Annotated in this window: 16 protein-coding genes; 7 read left to right on the top strand and 9 right to left on the bottom strand. The window is 38.6% G+C overall.

What is annotated here, in order from left to right:
* Positions 1–48: 48 nt before the first annotated feature.
* The 3 genes from gldG to I597_RS11610 form a co-directional block, all read right to left on the bottom strand.
* A complete protein-coding gene (gene gldG, locus I597_RS11620) occupies positions 49–2478 on the bottom strand; it encodes a gliding motility-associated ABC transporter substrate-binding protein GldG (RefSeq protein ID WP_035324610.1) in 2430 nt (809 codons plus the stop codon).
* Between the two features lie 56 nt (positions 2479–2534).
* Positions 2535–3071, bottom strand: a complete 537-nt coding sequence (locus I597_RS11615; protein ID WP_236626621.1) for a SanA/YdcF family protein — start codon at positions 3069–3071, stop codon at positions 2535–2537.
* Positions 3072–3202: 131 nt separating this feature from the next.
* Entirely contained in the window at positions 3203–3598 is a 396-nt protein-coding gene (locus tag I597_RS11610) for an acyl-CoA thioesterase (protein ID WP_021778821.1), read from the bottom strand.
* A gap of 90 nt (positions 3599–3688) precedes the next feature.
* Here I597_RS11610 and I597_RS11605 point away from each other — a divergent pair, with 90 nt between their 5' ends.
* The 4 genes from I597_RS11605 (at position 3689) to fsa (ending at position 6569) form a co-directional block, all read left to right on the top strand.
* On the top strand, positions 3689–4321 hold the full coding sequence (locus I597_RS11605; protein ID WP_035324612.1) for an NAD(P)H-dependent oxidoreductase: 633 nt from the start codon (positions 3689–3691) through the stop codon (positions 4319–4321).
* Positions 4322–4417: 96 nt separating this feature from the next.
* The gene (locus I597_RS11600; RefSeq protein ID WP_021778823.1) at positions 4418–4861 is read left to right on the top strand and encodes a thioredoxin family protein; all 444 of its coding nucleotides are present in this window, start codon (positions 4418–4420) and stop codon (positions 4859–4861) included.
* A 167-nt stretch (positions 4862–5028) separates the two neighbouring features.
* Positions 5029–5832, top strand: coding sequence for an SDR family oxidoreductase (locus I597_RS11595; RefSeq protein WP_035324613.1), 804 nt, complete (start codon positions 5029–5031; stop codon positions 5830–5832).
* Between the two features lie 80 nt (positions 5833–5912).
* Positions 5913–6569, top strand: a complete 657-nt coding sequence (fsa, locus tag I597_RS11590; protein ID WP_021778825.1) for a fructose-6-phosphate aldolase — start codon at positions 5913–5915, stop codon at positions 6567–6569.
* Between the two features lie 78 nt (positions 6570–6647).
* Here the strand turns inward: fsa and I597_RS11585 are convergent, their stop codons facing one another.
* Complete coding sequence (locus I597_RS11585; RefSeq protein ID WP_035324614.1) at positions 6648–8060, bottom strand: TlpA family protein disulfide reductase; 1413 nt, start codon at positions 8058–8060, stop codon at positions 6648–6650.
* A 167-nt stretch (positions 8061–8227) separates the two neighbouring features.
* On the opposite strand from I597_RS11585, the gene I597_RS11580 reads away from it, so the two are divergent.
* The gene (locus I597_RS11580; protein ID WP_035324615.1) at positions 8228–9847 is read left to right on the top strand and encodes an ABC-F family ATP-binding cassette domain-containing protein; all 1620 of its coding nucleotides are present in this window, start codon (positions 8228–8230) and stop codon (positions 9845–9847) included.
* Between the two features lie 10 nt (positions 9848–9857).
* Here the strand turns inward: I597_RS11580 and I597_RS11575 are convergent, their stop codons facing one another.
* From I597_RS11575 to pheT, 3 genes are all read right to left on the bottom strand, one after another.
* Entirely contained in the window at positions 9858–10376 is a 519-nt protein-coding gene (locus I597_RS11575; protein WP_035324616.1) for a putative signal transducing protein, read from the bottom strand.
* Positions 10377–10380: 4 nt separating this feature from the next.
* Positions 10381–11103 (bottom strand): hypothetical protein, encoded by a 723-nt coding sequence (locus tag I597_RS11570; protein WP_035324617.1) that lies wholly within the window; start codon positions 11101–11103, stop codon positions 10381–10383.
* Positions 11104–11315: 212 nt separating this feature from the next.
* Complete coding sequence (gene pheT / locus I597_RS11565) at positions 11316–13742, bottom strand: phenylalanine--tRNA ligase subunit beta (RefSeq protein ID WP_035324618.1); 2427 nt, start codon at positions 13740–13742, stop codon at positions 11316–11318.
* 204 nt (positions 13743–13946) lie between these two features.
* Between pheT and I597_RS11560 the strand changes: the two genes are divergently transcribed.
* The gene (locus tag I597_RS11560) at positions 13947–15197 is read left to right on the top strand and encodes a TlpA family protein disulfide reductase (protein WP_035324619.1); all 1251 of its coding nucleotides are present in this window, start codon (positions 13947–13949) and stop codon (positions 15195–15197) included.
* Here I597_RS11560 and recG read toward each other — a convergent pair whose 3' ends face one another.
* On the bottom strand, positions 15198–17300 hold the full coding sequence (gene recG / locus I597_RS11555) for an ATP-dependent DNA helicase RecG (protein ID WP_035324620.1): 2103 nt from the start codon (positions 17298–17300) through the stop codon (positions 15198–15200).
* A gap of 82 nt (positions 17301–17382) precedes the next feature.
* On the opposite strand from recG, the gene I597_RS11550 reads away from it, so the two are divergent.
* Positions 17383–19479, top strand: coding sequence for a M1 family metallopeptidase (locus tag I597_RS11550; protein ID WP_035324621.1), 2097 nt, complete (start codon positions 17383–17385; stop codon positions 19477–19479).
* On the opposite strand, the gene I597_RS11545 is transcribed toward I597_RS11550, so the two are convergent.
* The gene (locus I597_RS11545; protein ID WP_035324622.1) at positions 19480–19998 is read right to left on the bottom strand and encodes a DUF7935 family protein; all 519 of its coding nucleotides are present in this window, start codon (positions 19996–19998) and stop codon (positions 19480–19482) included.
* Positions 19999–20057 lie beyond the last annotated feature (59 nt).

Genomic DNA, 20057 nt, shown 5'->3' with positions numbered 1-20057 from the left:
ACAAATATATTTGAAATGCGACGGCTTTAGAAATTAACTTATCAACATCTAGCGGGCGTAACGGCGCTTTCTTATTGCAGTATATATGACGCCAAAAATAAGTAGTATCACAAGCGGAAGCCCAATGGTCAAGACTTGCCACGTGGTAATCTCTTTTGAAACTTTCTGGGAGTCTATAAATGGAAGGGCAATTTCTTTACTTCTTATGTTAATAAGACCATTATCATCGAGCAGGTAATTAACCGCATTAAGCAAAAACTCTTTGTTACCATAGCTGGTTCTTGTGTAGTAGTCAAAGCCTAATTCCAGTGGTTGCCCGCGGCTATCTAGTTCGTTTGCTATAATGTCACCATCAGATATGAGTATGAGTTTTGAGGGGTTTGTTGCGCTTTCGCGAAAGCGTTCTTTATCACTTCCATCTGGCAACACACGATTTGTAAATACCGAAGAAAATGCACCTTCTACTAGCACTGCTAAAGGCTGTTGTCCGGCTTGAAAATCTGCCTCCTGAGGTTCTATATCTACTTGTGCAAGTGCAATTTCTCTTGGAGTTGCTTCTACCTTTGTATAGATGCTAGATTGTAATAATACTGTTTTTGAGAGTTCATTACTAGACTCAAGAAGTTCTATTGGGTTTGCGTAGTTAAAGCGTACCGGTTTTTCAATATTAGTATTTATAGGGTGGGTGTTAAGGCTAGGTACCTGTGGTCTGTATAACCACGGTAGTTGTATGTATTGTGACTCACTTCCTTCTCCAGATGCTACACTTAGCGGGGCAGAGTAGAGGTCTACCACTAGTGAGGGATTAATGCGTACACCATACTTAAAGAGTTGATCGTCCAGATTGAGATCTCTAGGAAATGCAACTGTTTTACCTGCATCATTACGCAGACTATCATCTTCTATTGCCACAGCATCGAGCATCCAGAGGCTGTTGCCGCCGTTTATAATATATTGATCTATCACATATTTTTGTTGCTCTGTAAATGCCTTTGTAGGCTTTGCGATAACTACGAGGTCAAAGGTGTTTTGTAAGGCTTTTAGTGCTTTTTCTGGGTCTTGGTTTGCCACCTCCATTGGGAAGGGTGCAATATTATAAGTATCGCCCAGCTTACGAAACATATCTGCAATTTTTGCATCTGGTAATTCATCATTATCTCGTAGTACTGCTATGCGCTTAGTCTTTGCATTTAAAGAGATATTAAGCCCCTCTGCAAAGGCATACTCAAGATTTTGAATTGAGGCATAAACCAGCTGTTCTGGTGACGATCCTACCACATTTTTTACTAAAGAAACAGGAACGGCTTTACCATTAAAATTAATAGTAGCCCAGGGGAAAATAGTTTGAGTAGTCTCCTTACCGTCTTGTTTTACTTTAAGCGGTATCGTGGTCATTCCAAACTCGTTAAACTGCCCTGCTACTTGAGCGGTCGTTTCGCCAGGCTCTACAGGGTTTGAAAACTCAAAGTAAATATTAGGATTGTGAGCCTGCATTTCTTCAAGTAGGTAGCGGGTCTCGTTCTGAAGCTTTTTAAATTCTGCAGGAAAATCTCCTTCAAGAAAAACATCTATGATAAGCGGACTTTTAATTTGGTCTAATAATTCCTTTGTAGGCGGGCTTATGGTATACCTATTATCTTGAGTTAAGTCATAACGTTTATGTGCAAGTGAACCTGCATAATTTATAAATAGTAACCCTATAAACAAGAGCAGCGGTTGCGCTATGTTAGAGATTTTTTTCACGTAAGTGTACTGGTTTTTTTGCAATCTCCATATCGTGAGTATGATAAAAAATGCAGTTACACTTATAAAATAGATTAGGTCTCTCGTGTCTATGACTCCTCTACTTATACTTTCATAATGTGATTTAATACTTAAGCTTGATAAGAAGGTTATAGTACCCTCTAGGCTACTGTAGGCTGCGATACCTTCAATTCCAAAATAGAGAAAAAAACAAAGCGCTACTGATGCAATAAAGGCAACAATTTGATTACTAGTACAGGCAGATATAAATATTCCTAATGCCGTATAAATACTGGCAAGTAGTATAAGTCCAGCATATGACCCTATGGTTACACCTACGTCCAGATTACCTACGGGATTACCTAGCATATATATAGCGAGCACATACATTAACGTAGGTATAATAGCAATAAGTATGAGGCTGTAAGCACCTAGATATTTACCTAGCGTAAGTTGTAGTGTAGTAATGGGTTTTGTGAGTAATAATTCTAGGGTTCCTGCTTTTTTTTCTTCACTAAAACTGCGCATTGTTACCGCAGGAATAAGGAAAGTAAACATCCACGGGGCAATAAGAAAAAATGGCGCAAGGTCTGCAAAGCCTGAGTTAGGAATATTAAATTCTCCTTCAAAAACCCATAAAAATAATCCTGTGACCACTAGAAACAACCCTACGACTAAGTAGCCTATAGGTGAGGAGAAAAATGTGGTGATTTCCTTTTTTAATATTGCGTACAATGGGTTACTTTTTTTGAGTAAAACTACAGTAGATTTTTTAATTTTTGAAATACATTTTAATCTGAGTATGTAGATTGAGGAGGCCCATCTATTGGGATTTTTGCTCCTAGATAGGTAGGCTCTTTACTTATGCCTAACTCTAGGTAAGCTTTTACATTTGCTAGAAGTTCTCTGCTCTTATTAGCATTCTCACGCTGGTAAATATGTTTATCTCCTATAAAGCCGTAATAGTCAAGACCTAATCTATTTGCAATAAAAAGTGCTCGAGGTAGGTGAAACTTTTGAGTTACTACAATAGCTTCCTTTACATTAAAAACAGAGCTTGCTCGATACATACTATCATAGGTGTCAAAACCTGCATAATCTAAAAATATATCTTCTTCTGGCACTCCTTGGTTAATAAGGTACTGTTGCATAGCCTTAGGCTCATTATAAGATTTTGTACCATTATCTCCAGAGAGTAAAAATCTAGACACTTTACCCGCGCGATAAAGCGAGAGCGCGCTCGAGACCCTATCTTCTAGCATAGTAGATAGATCTCCGTTAGATCTCACACTAGCACCTAGTACGATAACTGTATAAGCTTGAGGCACCTCGGAAATGTTATTATAAGTTTGAACTTTAGTGCTGGATTTAACGTGGCCAGAGAGTATAAATATCCCACAAGCAAGCAGTGCCAAAAAAGCAAAGAGTAGAATGGTTATTTTCTTAATAATTTTTCTCACTAGGCCTTATCAATAATAGTAATAGGTTTCTTGTCATCATTTATAGCGACAAAAGTAAATTTGCCTGCAACAGCTAGCTCGCGATCATAGCTATACATATCTTCTTTGTAAATCTCAACGCGTACCACACAGCTTGTATTGCCCACAGTTTCCACCTGAGCAATAAGTTCTACAATGGTACCTTCTGGAATTGCCTTTGTAAAATCTATTTTATCTGTAGATATAGTTACTACTTTCTTACGGCTAAAACGTGTTGCACATATAAAAGCAGCCTCATCCATCATATGTAATGCGGTACCTCCAAAAAGAGTGTCATAATGATTAGTCGTATTAGGGAAAACCGCTTTAAAGATGCGTGTCTCACTTTCTTTAATACGTTGTTGTACTGTAAGCATAGGTAGATGTGACTTAGTAATTCTTACTGCATAACATACTAGATATGCAGCCTTGTGTCTGTATCTTTGCAAGGTCTAAAAACAGAACAAATGCTACAAGTAATAGAAGCTTTAAAATGGAGGTATGCGACTAAAAAGTTTGATAACAAGCGTATGCTATCTATCGCTCAAATAGATATTTTAAAAAATGCCTTTAATCTTACGGCCACAAGTTTTGGCCTGCAGCCCGTAAGACTTGTGATAATAAGTGATAAACAGCAGCAAGAGGTTTTAGTACCTGTAACAATGAACCAGCAACAGGTGGCAGATGCCTCTCACGTACTAGTATTTTGTATAGAAAAAAACGTAGATGGCACCTATGTAGAAGATTACTTTAATAATGTCAAGGCCACACGCAGCACACCAGACGAGGTTCTAAAACCTTTTAAAGATTATCTATTAGACCATTTTAAAAACGTAAGTGTTGCAGATAATCATCTCTGGGCGACAAAGCAAGCATATCTTGCTATGGGTAATTTACTTACCGTTTGTGCGCTTGAAGAGATTGACGCCTGCCCTATGGAAGGTTTTTCTCCAGAAGGTTACAGCGAGGCACTTGACCTTGATAAACACGGTATACAACCAGTACTCGTAATGCCAGTAGGGTATAGGGCAGAAGATGATATGTTTTCTTCTTTAAAGAAGGTGAGAAAACCTATTGCAAATGCAGTTTTAGAATTATAGTATGTTTTGTAAATTGTAGGCAATTACAATATTGTGGCAAGATTGTTGTTTATTTCTAGAAGTTTTTAAATTTGCAACAGCCCTAAAACAACTATAATGAAAAAACTCATCGTCTTTTTACTACTCATTTCGGCAGCGACTATGCAAGCGCAGCAGGCAAAATGGTACACAGATTTTGATAAAGCAAAAAAAGTAGCACAGCGTCAAGGTAAGCCTATCTTAATGTATTTTACAGGAAGTGACTGGTGCGGCCCGTGCAAAATGCTTAAAAAAGATCTTTGGGAAACAGATAAATTTATCCAGCAGGCAGACGACTTTGTGCTACTTGAGATAGATATCCCTTTTAGAGAAGACATAATTACACCAGAGCAGAAAAAGAAAAATATGAAGCTGCAGGACAAGTATAATAGAGACAAGTCTTTCCCTACCGTACTATTGCTAGATGCAAATGGAAGAAGAAAAGATGAGGTGTCTGGATACAGTATGCTACGAGACACAGCACCGTACTACGCGTTTTTTGATAAAGCACGTCGCTTATAATAGTGTTACAAAAGAAATTATTTTAAAAGCGTTCAAGTAATTGGACGCTTTTTTTTGCGCTTTCGCGAAAGCGTAATAACACCCCATAAACGCTTCCTTAGTAATTTAAGACGAAGGTATCTGTAAAGGTGATATCTTCTTATCTTTGACCCACTCTAAAATAATATATGTCAAAAGTAGTTTTAATCACCGGTGCCTCTTCAGGTATAGGACAAGCCATCGCACAGTTTTTAGTAAATCATTCATACACAGTCTATGGTACAAGCCGTAATCCTAAAAATAGCACTGAGCAAGGCGTGCATATGCTAGCCCTGGATGTAACAAAGCCAGAAACCATAACTGCAGCCGTAGCCACACTTCTTAAAGCCGAAGGTAAAATAGACTACCTTATAAATAATGCAGGTATGGGCATAACCGGACCTCTTGAAGAAACTCCAGATACTGAGACGAGACGTGTTTTTGAAACAAATTACTTTGGCGCGCTAGAAGTGATTAAAGCAGTATTACCTACTATGCGAGCACAGCGCTCTGGTATGGTTATAAATATTACATCTATAGCTGGATATATGGGGTTGCCATATCGTGGTATTTACTCAGCTACAAAAGGGGCACTAGGTATCACTACAGAGGCATACCGTATGGAGCTTAAAGAGTTTAATGTGAAGATGACTACCGTTGCGCCAGGAGATTTTGCAACTAATATTGCTGCAGGTAGATATCACGCTCCCGTACTAGATAACTCACCTTATAAAGATAATTATAAGAGCACGCTAGCTCTTATGGATGAGCACGTAGATAAAGGAATGGACACCGCTATTATGGCAAAAGTCATAAAACGCGTTATGGAATCAAAAAATCCAAAAGTGCATTACCGTGTAGGGTTTTTTATGCAACGTTTTAGTATAGCACTTAAGCGTATGCTGCCAGATACTTGGTATGAACAACTGTTGCTCAACCATTACGGCTTGTAGTTAACAAACAATTAATCCTTGTAAGGGAAACGACTTATCACTTTTAGCTACATTTGTGTATAATCAACAAAAAAAAACCTATGAAATTTTTTATAGACACCGCAAACTTAGACCAGATTAGAGAAGCGCAAGACCTTGGTGTTCTTGACGGGGTAACTACAAATCCATCACTTATGGCAAAAGAAGGTATCACAGGCCGTGAGAATATCTTACAACACTATAAGGATATCTGTGCTATTGCTACAGGAGACGTGAGTGCAGAGGTAATCTCTACTACTTATGATGAGATGATTAAGGAAGGGGAGGAGCTTGCTGCATTACACGAGCAAATTGTCGTTAAGGTGCCTATGATCAAGGATGGTATTAAGGCTATAAAATATTTTTCAGATAAAGGAATACGTACTAACTGTACACTCGTATTTTCTTGCGGGCAAGCATTACTTGCTGCAAAGGCTGGTGCAACATATGTATCTCCATTTATAGGGAGACTAGATGATATCTCTACAGATGGACTTAATCTTATAGCGGAGATACGTCACATATATGATAACTATATGTTTGATACACAAATTCTAGCTGCCTCAGTAAGGCACACAATGCACGTAATAGATTGTGCAAAAATAGGGGCAGATGTTATGACAGGTCCTTTATCTTCTATAGAAGGATTATTAAGACACCCACTTACAGATAGTGGTCTTGCTAAGTTTCTAGCAGACTATGAGAAGGGTAACAAGTAAGCCTCATCAAATATTAAGCATAAAAAAAGCCTCCTTAATTAGGGAGGCTTTTTTATATGTGATTAATATGTGGTCGGTCTATTGATTTAAATAGGCAAGTAGCTCATTCTCAAACTTTGGACTGTGTATGTTTGCGTGGCTATTAAGAATTACTCCTTTTCTATCTAGCACTATAGTCTTGTTAATGTCATTGAGTACAAGTTGCTTTCTTCCTAAAACGGGCTTTGCAAGTTGATATTCCATAAGAGAATTATAATTCTTATTGTCTAGATGACGTAACCATTTGTCTTGTTCCTTATTCACATTAATCGCAATAAAATTAAACTCAGGATATTTTTTTTGAAGGTCTTGAGCCTTTATATGAGAATTGTTCATATGTGACTTTCTTAAATAAGACCAGAAGTATAGTACCGTAGGTTTTGTAATGCGACTAGACAGCGTGTTCATTGCTAGGTTTGTGTCTACAATAAGAACATCTGGTATGACATTACCGGCCTCCATACTTTTATTATTTACATAAAGGGCATCTATATCTGCTATTGTTTCTTGTGAAGAAGATACCGTTTTAATCTCATCAAACAAGGTTGCCACTTCTTGAGAATTATTGCTGTTTGCAATAAAAATACGTGCCATCTGGTAGAGTAAACGTTCTTTAAGTGGCTCATTACTTACAATACTATCTATAACCGCAATCTGGTGGTGATTGTGTACGTAAGACATACGGTCGTAATTTGATGAGTCACCATACCTCAAAAAGCTTAGATGATTTATATACGAGCCCAGATATCTTCTAAAACCGTATAACTCATCAAGGTTAGGATTATTAATATCTACGCTTTCGCGAAAGCGGTAAAAGTCTCCAGGTAACGTTTCAATAAAATTCAGTTTGTCCTTGCCATAATGAGCAAAGGGGTAAAGCTCCTTGCGCTGAAAATTGTCCATTTTAGAAACCGCCTTAGCAATATCTATAAAATCTTCAGAGTAGGTAGCTTCTGGATTGTTCAAAAATGTATTGAGTTCTTCTTGATGTACAATAGACATTGAGTCTAATGTCTTTTGAAAATTCTCTGGATTTTTTTGATATTTTCTTTTAAAGTTTTTGTTTTCAGACTCCCAGTGAAGGTACATATCTATGAGGAATGAACTCTTTTCTGAACCATAACCAGAGAAGCTTAAAGACTCGTCAAACTCTTTTGTGTTTACACGCAACAAGATGCTGTCTCCTTCTTCAATATGAACAATCTGATGTTCTCCGTGCTCAAAGCGGTAAAGGCCGCTTTCAAAATTCTCCAGTTTGTATAAAAATCTATTACGTCTGTCAAGGGGTATACTGTCTGTGACTTTCTCACCTTTGCGTAAAAGTACATAGCTCTGTACAGGGTTGATAATCTCACCACCTATATATGTTCCGTCTGCCTTGTCTTTGTCTTCAGAGATACAACTGCTTGTAAATACTACAAGTAATGAGAGAAGAGCGATGTGATATTTCATATAGGGTATTAATTTATGCTCTAAAGGTAAGCATAGCGCATTGTTCTCAAAAATAAGTTTAACGGTGTGTTTAAGTTGTTAAAGCCACGTTAAAAGCATTTTACTATTCTAATGTTTAAAATTTCTTTAATTATAGGTATTTTTGCAGGCTCTAAACAGACAATTTTATGTTATCAGTTTCTAATCTTTCGGTTCAATTTGGTAAACGCGTTTTATTTGACGAGGTAAACACCTCGTTTCTTAATGGCAATTGCTATGGTATTATAGGTGCAAATGGTGCAGGGAAGTCTACGTTCCTTAAAATATTAACAGGAAAGCAAGACCCTACCTCTGGTCACGTTCATCTAGAGCCAGGAAAACGTATGTCTGTACTTGAGCAAAATCATTATGCTTATGATGAGTTTGCCGTACTTGAGACTGTGGTAATGGGTAATAAGCCATTATATAAAATCAAATCTGAGATTGATGCATTATATGCAGACTATTCTGATGAGAATGCAGACCGTATAGGAGAGCTTCAGGTTCAATTTGAAGAGATGAATGGGTGGAATGCAGATAGTGACGCAGCTACAATGCTATCTAACCTTGGTATAAAAGAGGAACTTCACCACACATCTATGGCAGATCTAGATGGTAAGCAGCGTGTACGTGTCTTAATTGCGCAAGCACTTTTTGGTAATCCAGATGTGCTTATTATGGATGAGCCTACAAACGACCTGGATTATGAAACGATTGCTTGGTTAGAAAACTTCCTGGCAAACTATGAGAATTGTGTGATTGTAGTATCTCACGACCGTCACTTTCTTGATGCAGTTTGTACACACATATCAGATATAGATCACGGTAAGATCACTCACTATAGTGGTAACTATACCTTCTGGTATGAGTCATCTCAACTAGCAGCGAGACAACGAGCACAGCAAAACAAAAAAGCCGAAGAGAAGAAAAAGGAATTACAAGAGTTTATCGCTAGATTCTCTGCAAACGTTGCAAAATCTAAGCAAGCTACATCTCGTAAAAAGATGATAGATAAACTTAATATAGAAGAAATTAAGCCATCTAGCCGTCGTTACCCAGGTATTATATTTGACAGAGATCGTGAGGCTGGAGATCAGATTTTTAATTGTGCTGGTCTTACCGCAAGTCTAGATGGGGATACACTATTTAAGGGCGTAGATATAAACTTAAATAAAGGAGATAAAGCAGTATTATTCTCTCGTGATAGTCGTGCTACTACAGCATTTTATGAGATTATAAATGGTAATCAAACTCCAGATAGCGGTAGTTTTGATTTTGGAGTAACAACAACACAATCTTACCTGCCACTAGATAACTCATCATACTTTCAAGATGGGACCCTTAACCTTGTAGACTGGCTGCGCCAGTACGCACAAACAGAAGAGGAGAGAGAAGAGGTTTTCTTAAGAGGTTTCTTAGGTAAAATGATTTTTTCTGGCGAAGAAGCTCTTAAAAAATCTGATGTTTTATCTGGGGGAGAAAAAGTGCGCTGTATGATTTCAAAAATGATGATGAAGCGTGCAAATATCTTAATGGTAGATGAACCTACAAACCACTTAGATCTTGAGTCTATTACAGCGTTTAACAATGCGCTTAAAAACTTTAAGGGTACTGTAATGCTCACAACACACGATCACGAGTTTGCAAGCACAGTAGGTAACCGTGTGATAGAGCTTACTCCTAAAGGAGTTATAGATCGCTTTATGAACTTTGATGAGTATATGAGTGATAAGAGCATCAGAGAGCAGCGTATGGCGATGTACGAGTAGGTTACTCCCCTTACTTTTTATTACTGAAGTAAGAGATGAGCATATAAATACAGAATATACTTAACGCACCGCTTATTATAATGCGAAGCATAGGTAACTCTTCACCTTTTAATAAAGGTGATAAGCGCCATAAGGAGTATAATAAGAAGAGTACATAAAAGATAAGACGGCCAGGAGATACTCCTGGCTTTTCCTTTTCTGTAGTATTTCTAGTGATTGTTTTTATGGGTGTACTTTGCGATTCTTCTTGTGAGAGTGAGTTGAGCTCATCATCTGTGAGGGCATTTGTTTTAAAATCTTCTAGTGTGGCTGCTACAATATGCTTAGCTTTTACAAGATGTTCTTTGTCAACCAGTAATCTAGATTGATCTGGAGAGCCTAGTGCATAGCCGGCTAGCTTTGCACTCTCATTATCATCTCTTAGTATACTAGGGATTCCTTGTTCTTCTAGAATGATCTGTAAACGCTTAGTCTCAATGGCAGACCCAGTGTGGATCTTCTCATAACGGAAATCTGGTAGTATACTCATATAGTTATCTTGTTTTATCGTAAGTGCTATTCCATATCGCTTTATTGAAATTTTTACCTAATGCAAAGGCATAAAATAATACAATAGCTCCTATAGACTTAAACATAAAGAAAAAGACCATAACATCTTGACTTAAATCTTGATTCTTTGTAAAAAGACCGTCTGGTATAAGCATAGTAGCGACTAGACTTATTAAAAGTGTGGTTACAATTAGATTTTCAAAAGATTTAAATGACCAAGCCCACTGCTTTCTAAAGGGGTTAAGATCATTTCCCCATTTATGTATGAGGTAGTAATAGCCATTACCCATAGGGGCAAAAAGTAAAGGGTCATCTGCTTTTTCGAGTACAAACATTTTTGACGGAGCTATTATTTTAAAACCATCTAGCTCTGTATTGTGCGTGTTTTCAAGATATTTAATATTGTCTAGCGCTTGCTGTGGATATTTACCTTTAAAGTACTTTGTATCTAGAAAGCGAAGTCTGTAATCTATACAAATCTTCTCTATTTGTTTAATATGGAAGATATTTTCGGTTGCTAGTAAGTCTATATTAAACTCATTGTAACCTGAGCCTGAAGGGCTATTAAGGGTTTTTATGATTCCGCTTTCGCGAAAGCGGTCTTGTGTAAAAATAGCTTCTACTTGAGCCAGAATATCTTGTTCTTGCTCACTCTTGCTGCGCTCACGTAATAATTTATCGTGAATGTTTGTTCTGGTTAATAGCATCTCTTTTTTTCTACTAAATATACAATACAAAAGCCGCAATGTCAATGCACTGGTCGTACTGCACAAAATTATTGAAACTATTAAACAAATGTGTTAAGGTTTTGAGAGCAATACACTGTGTTTATTTAATTAGTAGATGTCGAAATTCTATATCATAAAAAAAGTCCCAAATTCTATTAAGAATTTGGGACTTGAAGTAATTTGAAAAGTGATTATCTAAGTGTTGCGCCTAGTTCTTTTTCAAATCGCTGTTGCAATTTGCTCATCACTTTGTCAATATTCTTATCTGTGAGTGTTTTGTTTTCATCTTGTAGTAAGAAGCTCACAGCATAACTTTTCTTTCCTTCTGGCAAGTTTCTACCCTCATATACGTCAAAAAGGTTTACTTCTTTGAGTAGTTGCTTTTCTGTTTGTTTTGCAAGCGTTGCAACCTCCTCAAACTGAACCTTTGTGTCAAGTAATAAGGCAAAGTCTCTACGCACAGATGGATACTTTGGAATATCTTTAAAGCGTACTTTATTACGAGCAGCAATCTCTAAAATCGCGTCCCAGTTAAAATCTGCAAAGTATACGTCTTGAGAAATGTCAAATTTCTTCAAAACACTTTTCTTTACAATACCGTAGGTTACCACTTCTTGTTTTCCAAGAGATAAACCTACAGCTTCAGAAAATAAATCATTTTTTACACTCGAAGGACGTACTCTGGTAATATTAAGTTTTTCTAGTACTGATGTCACAATGCCTTTTAAGTAAAAGAAGTTAGTAGGAGTGCTAGTACCCGTCCAAGACTCACTGTTGCGATTACCTGTTACAAATAATGCAAGGTGCTTATCTTCCTTGCGCTCACCTGGGTAATTGTGATATGTTTTTCCAAACTCAAAGAGCTTTATATCACTACGACGGCGATTTACATTGTACGAGATTGCTTCAAGTCCAGAAAACAGCATAGACTGTCTCATTACACTAAGTTCTTTACCTAGCGGGTTAAGCATCTCTACATTGTATGCATCTTTAAGATTTTCAGAGAGTGTTGTGTAGGCTGGAGTGGTAAGGCTGTTTGCCATCATCTCATAAAAGCCTTGTGCCGCGAGTTGATTACCCACTACATCACTTACTCTGTGATCATCAAATTTTGAGGTAGATGATACGGTAGCATTAAGCTTGTTGCCAAAAGTGATGTTGTTATAACCGTATACACGTAGTATCTCTTCTATAACATCTGCCTCTCTCGTTACATCATTTCTAAAAGCTGGTATGGTCATACCTATACCACTTTCTGTTACGTTATTAATTTTAATATCTAGTGACATTAAAATTTCTTTAATCACCTCACGAGGTAATTCTTGGCCTATAAGTTTTGTAGTATTATCAAAGTTTAAGAACACCTGCTGGTCTTCTATCTTTTTAGGGTAGATATCTACTATCTCGCTTGTAATCTCTCCACCGGCAATCTCCATAATAAGTATGGCAGCTCTCGTAAGCGCATACTCAGTAATATTAGGGTCTATACCTCTCTCAAAACGGAAAGATGCGTCTGTATTAAGTCCGTGGCGCTTTGCTGTTTTACGCACAGCCACAGGGTTAAAGTAAGCGCTTTCTAAAAAGATGGCATTTGTATTTTCTGAAACGCCACTATGTAAACCGCCAAAAACTCCGGCAATACACATAGGCTTCTCTGCATCACAGATCATAAGATCATCTTCGTGCAGTTCACGTTCTACACCGTCTAGTGTTGTAAACTTTGTTCCAGCTTCAAGTGTGCGCACCTCAATCTTTTCTCCAGTGATTTTACTAAGGTCAAAGGCGTGTAGCGGTTGCCCTAGCTCGTGAAGTACATAATTAGTCGCATCTACAATATTATTAATAGGCGAGAGGCCTATAGCTTTGAGTCTGTGCTGTAACCACTCTGGAGAGTCTTGTACCTTTAGACCGCTTATTACAACTCCCGCGTAGCGTGGTGCTTTTTCTGAGTCTAGTACATCTACATCTATTTTATGTACACGCTTTTCTATTTTAAAAGAAGAGGTAGATGGAGTGATAAGTCCTTTGTTTATCTCTTTCTGTAACAATCCAGCTTTTAGATCACGGGCAACACCCCAGTGGCTCATAGCATCTGCACGGTTAGGCGTAAGACCTATTTCAAAAACTTGATCATTTTCTATTTCAAAGACTTGAGCAGCTGGTGTACCTGGTACAAGTGCCTCGTCTAGTATCATAATACCATCGTGACTCTTACCTAGACCTAGCTCATCTTCGGCACAGATCATACCGTGAGATTCCTCACCACGTATTTTTCCTTTCTTAATTTTCCACGCTTCACCTTCTTCTGTGTATAAGGTAGTGCCTATAGTTGCAACGGGTACTTTTTGACCTGTGGCTACATTTGGCGCACCACAAACTATCTGTAAAGGAGCCTCGCCACCTATGTCTACCGTGGTAACTTTAAGCTTATCTGCATTGCTGTGTTGCTCGCAGGTAAGCACGTGACCTATTACAATCCCTTCTAGACCGCCTTTTACACTTTGGTATGTATCTATACCTTCTATCTCTAGACCTAGGTCTGTTAGGAGTTCGCCAGTTTTTTCGGCATCCCAATCTATATCAATAAACTGCTTTAACCAGTTGTAAGAAATTTTCATAAAAATGGAGCTTTTTGAAGTAGGCAAATATAGGATAAGTAAGCAAGTAGGCAAAGGAGAAGCGAGAGTATCTGTGTAGTTTTTTACGCTTTCGCGAAAGCGTATATATCCCCATTTCATTACTTACAACTGCATATTTTGCACTTGTGTAATAAAGTCATTGTTACGTCTTTTTTAAAGTTGCGGTTACTATAACTTTGTTTTATGAATAAAATATTGATCATTTTAGTTTTGGCTAGTTTGTTTTCTTGTAAAAAAGACGTGCATTCGCCAGTAAATAAAGGTATTAAAGAAGGTGTGTGGCGTGCTACACTAGCAGTTCAAGATAATGAGGAGTTACCTTTTGTCTTTGAGTCTTTTGAAGACGGGACACTTGCTATACATAATGCCGAAGAGCGCATTCTGGTAGATGAGATAACGATTACGGGTGATAGTGTACGTATTCAAACTCCAGTTTTTGAGGGATATTTTTCTGGACGCTTTCGCGAAAGCGGAAACCTAATAACGGGTAATTTTATAAAGCCCAGTCTTGATCGCATAGTCCCTTTTAAGATGGTGTATGGAGACTCAGTACGTTTTATTACTGAGTATACTCAAGAAGATGATAAGCCGCCGTATGTGAATGTCACAGGTAGTTGGGAAACAGTTTTTAGCCCAGAGAGTGAAGAAGATCGTTACATTGCAAAGGGTATGTTTAAGCGTGCGGGAGCTGTTGTAACAGGTACTTTTAGAACAACCACCGGAGATTATAGGTATCTTGAGGGTAGGATTAATGGTGATGAGATGCGTCTCTCTACCTTTGACGGGGCACACGCTTTTCTATTTGTGGCTACCGTAACAGATAGTACGATGCAAGGTGATTTTTATAGCGGTAATCATTGGAAAGAGCCTTTTGTAGCAAAACGTAACGACACTTATGAGTTGCCAGATGCAAAGAATCTTACATATCTCAAAGAAGGCTATGATCGTGTTGACTTTGCCTTTCCAGATGAAAGCGGGAATATCATTTCTCTGCAAGATGAGCGGTTTATAAATAAAGTCGTGCTTGTGCAGATATTGGGCTCTTGGTGTCCTAACTGTATAGAGGAGTCTAAGTTTTATAGGGATTATCTAAAAACGAATCCATCAAAAGATCTTGCAGTCATAGGTCTGGCTTATGAATATGCAAAAACAGAAGAGGCTGCGCGCAAGAGTATAAAACGCCTTAAAGATAGGTTAGAGCTTCCTTATCCGGTGCTCTTGGCACAGTATGGGCAAGGAGCAGACAAGGCTGCTGCTGCAAAAACATTGCCTATGCTTAATCACTTTCTTTCATACCCAACCACAATTTATATAGATAAAAAAGGAGCTGTGAGGCGCATACATACTGGGTATAACGGTAAAGCGACAGGGGGGAAGTATCTTGAGTTTGAAAAAGATTTTAAGGATTTTGTAACGGGGTTGCTTTTAGAGTAATCAAGAGATATAACTCCAGATATTCTTAAACTTCATCATCTGGGCATACATAAAGCGTATGATCTGGTTTTCTTCTTTCTCAAACTTAGGATCGTCTTTTACCAGTTGCCAGGCGTAGCTTCTGGCTACCTTTAGAATGTCATTGTCACGTATAATATCTGCTATTTTAAGGTTGAGCGCGCCACTTTGCTGGGTTCCTGTAATGTCGCCTGGACCTCGTAGCTTTAGATCTACCTCTGCTATTTCAAAACCATCATTTGTACCTGTCATTGTCTCTAGGCGCACTTTACTATCGCTAGAGAGTTTGTGACTGGTCATAAGGATGCAATAGCTTTGCTCTGCACCTCGACCTACACGACCACGCAGCTGGTGTAACTGGCTTAACCCAAAACGCTCTGCACTCTCAATAATCATCACAGAAGCGTTAGGAACATTTACGCCAACTTCTATTACGGTTGTGGCGACCATAATTTGAGTTTCACCTTTTATAAAGCGATTCATTTCAATCTCTTTATCGTCTGGTTTCATCTTTCCGTGCACGATAGAAATCTGATATTCTGGCATCGGAAATTCACGTGAAATACTCTCGTAGCCATCCATCAAATCTTTGTAATCCATCGCCTCAGATTCTTGTATTAATGGGTACACAATATAGACCTGTCTACCTAGGGCAATTTCATCTCTTATAAACTTAAAAACTTTGAGTCTATTTGCATCATATCTATGCACCGTTTTTATGGCTTTTCTGCCCGGTGGTAACTCGTCAATTATACTCACATCTAGATCACCATAAACGGTCATCGCAAGGGTGCGGGGGATAGGGGTGGCGGTCATCACAAGTACGTGCGGTGGGTACTCATTTTTGTGCCATAACTTACTGCGTTGCTTTACCCCAAAACGGTGTTGCTCATCTATCACTGCGAGGCCAAGATTCTTAAATTTCACCTTGTCTTCTAGTAGCGCGTGTGTGCCTATAAGGATGTCTAGCTCACCATTTTCGAGCTGCTCGTGTATAATTTTACGTTCTGAAGCTTTGGTTGAACCTTGAAGTAATGAAATACTGGTATTCAGTTCTTTACATAACTCTAATAATCCTTGATAGTGCTGGACTGCCAGGATGGCAGTAGGTGCCATTAAACAAGCCTGAAAATCGTTGTCAAGTGCCATTAACATTGACATAAGCGCTACGATGGTCTTCCCAGAACCTACATCTCCTTGTAAAAGCCTGTTCATTTGTGCATTTGTACCTAGGTCGTGACGTATTTCTTTAAGAACACGTTTTTGTGCATCGGTTAACTCAAAGGGTAAATGGTCATTATAAAAGGTCGTAAAAATGGGACCAACTTTCTCAAAAGGATACCCTTTTATTTTGGTCTTATGGTTTACATTTTTAAAGGCAAGTTGCAACTGGATATAAAAAAATTCTTCAAATTTTAATCGGTATTGAGCACGTGCAAGATGCTCTTGAGATTGCGGAAAATGAACGTTAAAAAGTGCCTCTCTTTTTGGCATTAATTTGAGCTCTGTAACAAGGGGTTTTGAGAGGCTCTCAAAGAGGTGATTTTTCGCCTCCATAAAGAGGGTTTGCATCACTCCGTTTACCACCTTATTTGTGATGCCACGATTAGATAATTTTTCGGTAGATGGGTACACAGGTTGCATAGCAGATCTTATGCTTTTTTCGTGCTCAGAAAGTAGTTCCATCTCTGGGTGTGGCATCGAGAATTTACCGTTGTAATAATTGCATTTTCCAAAAATTACATAAGGCGTATTCATTTTAATAGCCTCCTTAATCCATTTATGACCTCTAAACCATACTAGCTCCATTTGCCCGCCATCGTCTCTAAAGGTCGCCACAAGCCTGCGACCTTTACCCTCTACCATTTTCATACTGGTAAACTTCCCTATAATTTGCACCTCTGCATTGCTACGCTCCAGTTCACTTATTTTATAATAGCGCGTTTTATCTATATACCTGTGCGGGAAGAGATGCATCAAGTCCTGAAAGGTGTGGATACCCAGCTCAGAGCGCAATAAGTCTGCTCTGTTAGGACCTACGCCTTTAAGGTAATCTATGGGAGTTTGTAAAAATGTGGGATTCATTAAAAGTAAAAATAAGCCTTTAACTCAAATTTTCGAATGCCTGGATAAAAGATACTGGCCCAAAAGTTGTTATTTTGAGTATATGAAATACCTGTTGTTCTTTATTGTTGTTGTTTCCGCTTTCGCGAAAGCGTATACCCAAGAAATATCTGCTCAAACCAAAACCATAGATTTTAAGGAGGTTACCGCTTCCTTATCACTTGATTTTGATACCAAATCTGTTCTAGGAAAAGTAACTACAACCTTTACCGCATTACAAGATGTAAATCAAGTTGTGATGGATGGAAAGAAAATGCAACTCGTAGATAAAACACCCACATTTGCCATAAGCGCAACAGATACTACTATAGTTTTTGACGGAAGTTTTAAAGCTGGTACTACCTACAAAGCAGTTTTTGACTACTCGGTGCAGCCTTCTCAAGCCGCTTATTTTGTAAATAATAATGGGAGTGAGCAGTTCTGGACGCAAGGTCAAGGCAAGTACACCTCACACTGGTTGCCTAGTATAGATGATATGAATGATAAAATCATATTTGATCTCAAAGTGACGGGACACAATAGACATACAGTCATTGCAAATGGGGTAGCTGCAAAAACGTTAAAAGATTATAACGTGCTAGTATCAGAATTTGATATGCAAAAGCCCATAGCAAGCTATCTCGTGGCGCTTGTGGTGGGAAATTATGATGTAAAAACAGCTACGGCCGCATCTGGTGTACCTTTAGAATATTACTATTATCCAGAAGACTCGTTGCAGGTAGAGGCTACTTATAGATACTCCAAAGAGGTTTTTGACTTTTTAGAACGTAAGATAGGTGTGCCATTTCCTTTTAAGGTATATAAACAAGTACCCGTAAAAGATTTCTTGTATGCTGGTATGGAGAATGCGAGTTGCACCATCTTTTCTGACCATTTTATGGTAGATGCGATAGGCTTTACAGATCGTAATTATGTAAACGTAAATGCACACGAGCTTGCACACCAGTGGTTTGGAGATCTAGTTACAGAGACTAAGAGTGAGCACCACTGGCTACAAGAGGGATTTGCAACCTACTATGCACTTCTCACCGAACGCGAGATCTTTGGAGAGGACTATTTTTATTTTAAGCTCTTTGAAACCGCAGAGCAGTTACGAGCCTTAAGTGATCAAGGCAAGGGGCAAAAGCTTGTTGCCTCTGGAGGAAGTAGTCTTACCTATTATCAAAAAGGTGCTTGGGCAATACACATATTACGAGAGCGAGTAGGGGTAAACACCTTTGATCTCGCTGTGCAGAATTACCTCAAAAAGTATGCATATAAAAATGTAACTACAGAAGATTTTATGACAGAGGTTGAGGCGCTAGTTACCGTAGATCTCGCAGACTTTAAGAAGAACTGGCTATACCAGTCTGCTTTTCAAGCAGAAGATGCCTTACAGTCGCTTAAAAAGAGCGAATTTATGCAACAGTACTTTAGATTACAGTCGGGTAGAGAAGCTCCGTTATCGAATAAGTTTACACAACTTATGGATGCCATAGCCTCAGGTAACGATTACCTAGGGCAAGAATCTGTGTATCAAGCGGCTCAAGAATCTATTAATGCGACACTGCCAGTTTTTAAACAAGCTATAAGTTCTGATAACGTTTTTATACGTCAGGCTGTGGCTACATCGCTAGAAAATGCACCCCAATCACTGGCTACAGATTTTTACAAGCTGCTTAAAGATGATAGCTATGTCACCCGAGAGCAGGCAATGATTAAGTTATGGGTGTACCACCAGCAGCGCAATGACCCGGCCTCACAACGTAAGGTGCTGGATATGATGGATGGGCAGTTTGGGTTTCAAGACGGGAACTTACGTACCTTGTGGCTTGCACTATCACTTGCAACACCAGAGTATAAGCCGTCACAATCTTTTGGTCGATATCAAGAACTCATAAGCTACACACAACCAGAACAACCTTATCAGTTGCGACAAAATGCCTTTAACTACCTGCGCCAGCTAGGCTCTTTTGAAAAGGAAAGCTTACAATCACTTATAGAGGCGAGTGTGCATCACGTATGGCGCTTTCGCGAAAGCGCAAGAAAACTACTCAAAGAGCAGCTTAAAAACCCTAAAAATCTTGCTGTTGTAAAAGAATTTGCTGCCACCCTTACCGAAAAAGAAGTTGCCTATCTAAAGCGGGTAGATGTGTTGTAACTAGATTATCTCGCTCACCTCTTGCTTTATAAATTGTAGGGCTGTCTCGCTAGGTGATACATTATCCATAAGGTCGCGCAGTAAGGTCTCACGCAGTTGGTCGCTTGTTTCTACTTTATTACTCATATTGGTTTTACGTATGATGGCAGCGGTACTACTTTTTGCCGTGCGCACAACGTTCCAGCATTCTTGTGTTACATAAATTTGCTGCGCTAAGTTATGCTCAAACTCTTCATTTATCGTGCGCAGTAACAGTGCTTCATAATCATTAGGATCATCATTATATGGTTTTACACGTGTAACTAGTTTGCCAGGAGAAATACGCTCTAAAAATAGTGTAAGACGCTCGTAGGCTTGTAGTTTTTGTGGTAGCGCGTTTGCCTGATTGTCCTTATGTAATAAAAAACGACGTCGCCCTTCTTGTTCTTTTGTAAACTGGTTAAAGAAGTAGTAGGCTAGTAGCGCTACAACTATGGCTGGAAGAAGATTAAAAGCAAGGTTTGTTAGGTCTTGAGTCATTGGTTGTATTGGGTTTAAAGCTGGTTATCTTTATAACTAGGGTATACTATTTTTAGTAT

The organism is Dokdonia donghaensis DSW-1, from assembly GCF_001653755.1.
Lineage (GTDB): Bacteria > Bacteroidota > Bacteroidia > Flavobacteriales > Flavobacteriaceae > Dokdonia > Dokdonia donghaensis.
This window is presented reverse-complemented; position numbering and strand designations above follow the sequence as displayed.

What these genes read in the sequence shown, in the direction of transcription:
- pheT (WP_035324618.1), bottom strand. Translation starts at nt 13,742, where the DNA reads ATGAAAATTTCTTACAACTGGTTAAAGCAGTTTATTGATATAGATTGG.
- I597_RS11545 (WP_035324622.1), bottom strand. Translation starts at nt 19,998, where the DNA reads ATGACTCAAGACCTAACAAACCTTGCTTTTAATCTTCTTCCAGCCATA.
- fsa (WP_021778825.1), top strand. Translation starts at nt 5,913, where the DNA reads ATGAAATTTTTTATAGACACCGCAAACTTAGACCAGATTAGAGAAGCG.
- I597_RS11550 (WP_035324621.1), top strand. Translation starts at nt 17,383, where the DNA reads ATGAAATACCTGTTGTTCTTTATTGTTGTTGTTTCCGCTTTCGCGAAA.
- I597_RS11585 (WP_035324614.1), bottom strand. Translation starts at nt 8,060, where the DNA reads ATGAAATATCACATCGCTCTTCTCTCATTACTTGTAGTATTTACAAGC.
- recG (WP_035324620.1), bottom strand. Translation starts at nt 17,300, where the DNA reads ATGAATCCCACATTTTTACAAACTCCCATAGATTACCTTAAAGGCGTA.
- I597_RS11595 (WP_035324613.1), top strand. Translation starts at nt 5,029, where the DNA reads ATGTCAAAAGTAGTTTTAATCACCGGTGCCTCTTCAGGTATAGGACAA.
- I597_RS11575 (WP_035324616.1), bottom strand. Translation starts at nt 10,376, where the DNA reads ATGAGTATACTACCAGATTTCCGTTATGAGAAGATCCACACTGGGTCT.
- I597_RS11600 (WP_021778823.1), top strand. Translation starts at nt 4,418, where the DNA reads ATGAAAAAACTCATCGTCTTTTTACTACTCATTTCGGCAGCGACTATG.
- I597_RS11560 (WP_035324619.1), top strand. Translation starts at nt 13,947, where the DNA reads ATGAATAAAATATTGATCATTTTAGTTTTGGCTAGTTTGTTTTCTTGT.
- I597_RS11570 (WP_035324617.1), bottom strand. Translation starts at nt 11,103, where the DNA reads ATGCTATTAACCAGAACAAACATTCACGATAAATTATTACGTGAGCGC.
- I597_RS11605 (WP_035324612.1), top strand. Translation starts at nt 3,689, where the DNA reads ATGCTACAAGTAATAGAAGCTTTAAAATGGAGGTATGCGACTAAAAAG.
- I597_RS11610 (WP_021778821.1), bottom strand. Translation starts at nt 3,598, where the DNA reads ATGCTTACAGTACAACAACGTATTAAAGAAAGTGAGACACGCATCTTT.
- I597_RS11580 (WP_035324615.1), top strand. Translation starts at nt 8,228, where the DNA reads ATGTTATCAGTTTCTAATCTTTCGGTTCAATTTGGTAAACGCGTTTTA.